General features: G+C 67.1%; 1 protein-coding gene. It reads right to left on the minus strand.

Annotated elements, in window-relative coordinates:
* Positions 1 to 93: 93 nt before the first annotated feature.
* Positions 94 to 1,338 (minus strand): IS110 family RNA-guided transposase, encoded by a 1,245-nt coding sequence (locus ABT057_RS49055; RefSeq protein WP_352351909.1) that lies wholly within the window; start codon positions 1,336 to 1,338, stop codon positions 94 to 96.
* Positions 1,339 to 1,642: the final 304 nt, after the last annotated feature.

Raw genomic sequence — 1,642 nt, forward strand, 5'->3', positions numbered from 1 at the left:
CTCTGACGCGTAAATATCACCAGGTCAGGGTGGGTGTGGACATGACTGTGTGCCCGGTGGCCGCGGAGGACCGCCGGGTGTTCGGGCTGCCGGTTAGGCTGTGTCTTCCCTCGGGTTGAGGGTGACGGTGAAGCCGAGCTGGTTGAGCTGGTTGATCGCCCGGCGGGTGGCGCGTTCGGGGTCGCGGCGGGTGAAGTAGTCGCCGCCGAGCTCGTGGTAGGGCACGTTGTCGTTGAGCATGTGCCAGATCGCGGTGATGATCGAGTGCTCGACGGCGACCAGTGCCTTGATCGGGCCGCGGCGGGCGGTCAGCCGCTTGTAGCGTGCCTGCAAAAACGAGTCCTTGGTCCGTGCCGCTCCGAACGCGGCCATCCCCAGTGCTCCTTTCAGGTAGGGGTTGCCGGGCCGGACCCGGGTACTGCGGATCCGGCCGGCCGATTCGTGGTGTCCCGGACACAGCCCGGCCCAGGAGGCCAGGTGCTTGTCCGAGGGGAACCGGTCCATGTCACCCCCGGTCTCGGCCACGATCACTTCCGCCACCGCCCGGTTCACTCCCGGGATCGTGTCCAGCAGGTCCAGCGCCGGACGGAAAGGGGTCATCGCCTCCTCGATGCGGGCCGTCAGCTGCCGGACGGCACCGGACAGGTGGTCGTACTGGTCGAGATAGACGCGGGTCAGGAAGGCGTGGTGTTCGCGGAAACGGCCGGTCAGCGCCTGGCTCAGCTCGGGAATCTTGCTGCGCATGCGGCGCTTGGCCAGGTCGGCGAGGACGCGCGGATCGCGCTGGCCGTCGATCAGGGCCTGGAGCATGGCGCGGCCGGAGACTCCCATGAGGTCGGAGACGACGGCGGAGAGTTTGATGCCGGCGTCCTCCAGCAGTTTCTCCAGGCGCTGTACGACCTGGGCGCGTTCGCGGGTGAGCTGGCTTCGGGTCCGGGTGAGGTCTCTCAGCTCGCGTACGGGCTGTGGCGGCACGAAGGAGGCCCGCACCAGGCCGTGGGAGCCGAGTTGGGCCAGCCAGGCGGCGTCGGAGACGTCGGTCTTGCGGCCGGGCAGGTTCTTCACCTGACGGGCGTTGACCAGGATGACGTTCAGTTCCTCGGTCAGCAGGTAGTAGAAGGGCTTCCAGTAGTCGCCGGTCGCCTCCATCACCACCAGGGTGACGTCCGCGTCGAGGAGGTGTTCACGCAGGTCGACAATGGCGTTGGTGGTGGCGCCGAAGGTCGTGGTCTGCTGGGTGAACGTCCCTTTGCGTTTGGGGTTGGGGGTGCGTACGCACACCTTGGCGTCCCGCTTGCTGATGTCGATCCCGGCGCAGCGTTCGTGAAGGACATCCATGGCCAGGGCTCCGCTTCTGTTCGGTCCTCGCTTCGCGGTGCCGTTCCGGGAGGGCCAAGGCAGTTCGCAGAATCTGACGCGCGTGCTCATGGCAACACTCCACGGTTCCCGTGGACGGCCCTCAGTACCATGCTGTCGTGCGAGCTCGGAGGCATCACAGAGTCATCGGTCTCGTCCGGAACGGACAGTTCCACTGTTACGACGCAACTGGCCCTGGAACAGGGCGGTCAGGACCGCGCGCGGCGCACGCCGACCCATTTACTGTGCCCCCGGCGCACGGCGAAGCCGCGCTGAGTTGCTGTCG

Source organism: Streptomyces sp. NPDC002588 (genome assembly GCF_040295925.1).
Classification (GTDB): Bacteria; Actinomycetota; Actinomycetes; order Streptomycetales; family Streptomycetaceae; genus Streptomyces.